At 58.1% G+C, this 4,105-nt stretch carries 5 protein-coding genes; 2 read left to right on the top strand and 3 right to left on the bottom strand.

Features of this window, described 5'->3' with window-relative positions:
* Positions 1 to 901 (top strand): glutaminase (locus F8I07_RS04380; RefSeq protein WP_292656215.1); only part of this gene is annotated, 901 nt, incomplete at its 5' end.
* A gap of 24 nt (positions 902 to 925) precedes the next feature.
* Here the strand turns inward: F8I07_RS04380 and F8I07_RS04375 are convergent.
* The 3 genes from F8I07_RS04375 to F8I07_RS04365 form a co-directional block, all read right to left on the bottom strand.
* Positions 926 to 1,117, bottom strand: coding sequence for a hypothetical protein (locus F8I07_RS04375; RefSeq protein WP_292656212.1), 192 nt, complete (start codon positions 1,115 to 1,117; stop codon positions 926 to 928).
* A gap of 143 nt (positions 1,118 to 1,260) precedes the next feature.
* Entirely contained in the window at positions 1,261 to 1,707 is a 447-nt protein-coding gene (locus F8I07_RS04370; RefSeq protein ID WP_292656218.1) for a YaiI/YqxD family protein, read from the bottom strand.
* A 92-nt stretch (positions 1,708 to 1,799) separates the two neighbouring features.
* Positions 1,800 to 3,185, bottom strand: a complete 1,386-nt coding sequence (locus F8I07_RS04365) for a DUF4139 domain-containing protein (RefSeq protein WP_292656209.1) — start codon at positions 3,183 to 3,185, stop codon at positions 1,800 to 1,802.
* Between the two features lie 341 nt (positions 3,186 to 3,526).
* On the opposite strand from F8I07_RS04365, the gene F8I07_RS04360 reads away from it, so the two are divergent.
* The coding region (locus tag F8I07_RS04360; protein ID WP_292656206.1) for a riboflavin kinase at positions 3,527 to 4,105 on the top strand (579 nt) is incomplete at its 3' end.

Below are 4,105 nucleotides of genomic sequence, written 5' to 3'. Positions count from 1 at the left end.
CGAGATCTACGAAGAGATCCAACCCGAGCTGGAGAGAGGGAAGGTTGCCGACTATATCCCGGCGCTGGCGGCGGTGGAGAAGGGGCAGTTCGCCATGAGCCTGACCCTGGGAGACGGGAGCGTCTATTCGGTGGGGGAGGCGTCGAAGCGTTTTTCGATCCAGAGTATCTCCAAGGTTTTCACCTTTACCCTGGCGCTGGAACACTATTCACGTGAGCTCTACAAACGGGTGGGGGTAGAGCCGTCGGGGAATCCTTTCAACTCCCTGGTGCAGCTGGAGTATGAGCAGGGGATCCCCCGCAACCCCTTCATCAATGCCGGGGCGCTGGTGGTGACCGATGCGCTGATCAGCCACTACAAAGATGAGTACAACACCCTCGAAGCGATTCTGGGATTTATCCGTCGTCTGACAGAGAAACCCGAAATCGGTTTCGACGCCGAGGTGGCCCGCTCCGAGATGGAACACGGAGACCGGAACCTCTCCCTGGCTCACCTGATGAAGAGCTTCGGCAATTTCGAGAACGATGTGCACGCCACGGTCATGACCTACTTCAAACACTGCGCCGTGGAGATGAGCACCGAAGAGCTCTCCCGGGCCTTTCTCTATCTGGCCTTTGGGGGGACCGACCCGCTCAGCGGTACGGAGTTTGTCAGTGCGAGCAAGGCCAAACGGATCAACGCCGTGATGCTCACTTGCGGGCATTACGATGCCAGCGGGGAGTTCGCCTACCATGTGGGCCTGCCGGCCAAGAGCGGAGTGGGCGGAGGCATCGCTGCCGTGGTCCCCGGGAAAATGTCCATCGCCGTCTGGTCGCCGGCGCTCAACCGCTACGGCAACTCCCATGCCGGCACCCTGGCCCTGGAGAAGTTTACGACCAAAACCGGGGTGTCGATCTTTTGAGGCCGGCGATTATTTCCTGCCGGATCAAGCCACCATATAGATGGTCAGGAGATCTTTGGCCAGTCCTTTGAGGGTCTTGATGTCTTTGGGACGGTCGTGGAGAAAATCCTCGATGTACTCCCATTCGCTTTGGACGATATCCCAGGCATCGTTGGCTCCGAGGCCGTACTTTTGCATCGTCTTCACGAGTTCGATCAGATAGATTTCGTTGTACATGAATCCCCCTTTTTTTGAGATTCTATAGGGGGAGAATAACCGGAGGGTTACCGATCGGATACATCTTGTTACCGTTGTCTCCCAACATGGGACAAACCGGCCACACGATCCTTTGATTTTGATACGGGTCTCTGTTCCCAGCGTTATCGGCGCTCCTGAAAAAAGCGGTTGAGCTGATTGGCGAAGGCGTGGGCGTCTTTGGCGGTGAAGGCTTTGGGGCCTCGGGTGATCTCTCCGCTCTCGCGGATCGCATCCATAAGGTTGCGCAGAGCCAGGCGCTCTTTGATATTGTCAGGGGTGTAGCGATCACCCCGGTGGTCGATGGCGTGGCCTCCGGCGCTGAGGACCCGGTCGGCCAGGGGGATGTCGGCGGTGATGACCAGATCTCCCGGCTCCAGGAGCTCCACGATCCGGTCATCGGCCTGATCCGCTCCCTGATCCACGATGAGATATTCGACATGGGAAGAGTCGCCGATCGTGATCCTTTTGTTGGCGACGACCCGGGTGGGGATCTCCAGACGCTCGATGCTTCGCAGGAGGATCGGTTTGAGGAGATTGGGGAGGGCGTCTCCGTCGATGTAGAGCGTCACGGTCGATCTTCCGGTCGGCATCCGGACGGCAGGATTCCTCTTGCTTCTGTAGACATCGGCATGTTTTTCATCAGGCAACTCATCTCGGGGCCTTAGCGGATCACCTCGAACTCGGAGGTGAAGCTGTAGCTCTTTTTGGGAAGGAGTTTGACGGTGAACTCCCGGACAAAGGCGCTGACTTTCTTGACGGAGCAGGGGCCTTTGCAGCTGCTTTTGAGGTGGATCGTACCGCCGAAGGTGGGGAGGCGCTCTTCGAGCTTCAGTGTCAGCGGTGTTTTGCCCCGGTTGTTGAGGGTGTAGGTGCTCACGACGTTTCGGTATCCCTCCCGGGCGATGTATTTGGTGGTACGTTTCTCTCCGGTGGCGTCGAAAAGGGTCCCGATGGTGAGGGTGACCGGCTCATCCGCCGGGATATTGCCCAGACGGCTCTCGCCGACGAAGTGGGTTTCCCCCTCGTTGTCGGTGCTGTACATCCGTACGATACCTGCCGGCAGGGGGATTCCCATGCCGTTGGCCCGGGTATTGGCGAAACGCAGGGTGTTGAGGAAGCGGAGTTTCTGGACCCCTTTGCGGGGGAAGGAAGCGACCTGAGCCCGGCCGTAGCTCTCGTAGCCGACGGCGCGTTTCTCCAGGAAACGGATTTGCTTCTGCTCCTTGTCGGCGATGGTCTCCCGGAAGGGGATCTTGTAGATGTGGTAGCCGGAGAAGGCCTCCTCTTTTACCTCGGGAGCCGCCACGGCTTCGGCCATGGCTTTGTAGAGGACCCGGTTCTTTCCCGGGGTGGCGGCGGTATGGACCTCTCCGGCGAGGCAGGTGATGCGGGCATTGGGATAGCTGACGCCGGAGTTGTTTTTGACGGTGATCCAGCCCACCAGGTCCATTTTTTTCGTTTCGGGGTGCAGATCCATCACATAGTCGCTCTTCCAACTGATCCCTGTACCGAGGTATTTCAGATCCACGGTCAGATTTCCCTCTTTGGGTGTTTCGATGTTCCAAATCAGGCTGGGACGGGTGATCATGTTGGGAGGGACGGAGGGGAAGAGCACCTGGGTCGCTTTCTCCAAGGCGAGGATCCGGCCGCTTTTTTCCTCCCGAACCATGACGGGGCTCTGGGCACTGAGGAGGGTGCCGTGCTTGAGGAGGGGATTCCTGCCGTTGGTGTAGAAAGCGACGGTCCGGCCGACGCTCTTTTTGAGCATGGCGGGAAGACTCACCAGGTCATAGACATAGTTCTGGGAGTAGAGCGTAACGGGAAGGCCGATGAAATCAGGCACGACGCTGGCGGTGATCAGAGAGCTGGGGACGTTCTGATAGATGAGCCGCTGTCTGCCGGCGGGGATCCGGGTGTGGCGGATCTCGTGGACGAAGACCCGGTCGTTGTTGTAGATGGTTAGACTCAGATCGGTTCCTTTGGAGGGGATGATCGTATCGGCAGCCGCGACAAGACCGCCCAGGACAAACAGGGAGAGAAATTTCATCGACAGACTCCTTGAACCCAAAACTTGTATTAGCTTGCACGCTATTTGCATTGATCATCGGTGGCATGGGCGATCGAAGCGAATGCTCAACGCACTTTCAAAGTGCGCCTGCGCTTTGGTTTTTACCTTCGCGGCTTCACTCCGTTCCGACCGCTCCGGGTTCGAAGCGAACGACACAAAGCAGTTTGTGTCGTTTGATCGCCTCTCCCCCTACACACCGAGCATCAACACATCTAGCGTACTTTCTACTGCAATTTTTGGGTTATTCTTTTTCCCATTGTATCGTATAATAGCCGCTGTTTTAATCCCCATATGTACTATGGGTCAGAAGAGGAGAAAGTGTGATCAGGATCGACAACAATATCCGGAGTGTTGCCATCGGCTCCTTTGACGGGATGCATGTGGCCCATCAGGAGCTGATTCGGCGGGCGGAAGCGGTCACGGTGATCGAACGACAGCGTGGGAGCCTGACTCCGGGCTTCAAACGCAGCTGGTACACCGACCGGCCGATGGATTTCTATTGCTTCGAAAAGATCCGGGAGCTTTCGGCGGAAGCCTTCGTTGAGCTGCTGAAACGGGACTATCCCCGCCTGGAGAAGATCGTCGTGGGCTACGATTTCCGCTTCGGCCGGGGACGGGACGGGAGTGCCGAGACGCTCAGAGAGCTTTTTGAAGGAGAGGTGGAGATTCTCCCCGAGATCCGGGTGGAGGGGATACCGGTCCATGCGAGGACCATCCGCCGCCTGTTGCGGGAGGGGGAGCTGGACAAAGCCAACGCGCTGCTGGGACGGCTCTACACCATCGACGGTGAGCCCGTCACAGGCCAGGGGCTGGGGCGTCGGGAGTTTGTCCCGACGATCAACCTGCGTGTCAAAGGGTATGAACTCCCGGCAGAGGGGGTCTATGCCGGCTATACCCGG

The sequence above is a fragment of the Nitratifractor sp. genome, assembly GCF_015487065.1.
Classification (GTDB): Bacteria; Campylobacterota; Campylobacteria; order Campylobacterales; family Sulfurovaceae; genus Nitratifractor.
This window is presented reverse-complemented; position numbering and strand designations above follow the sequence as displayed.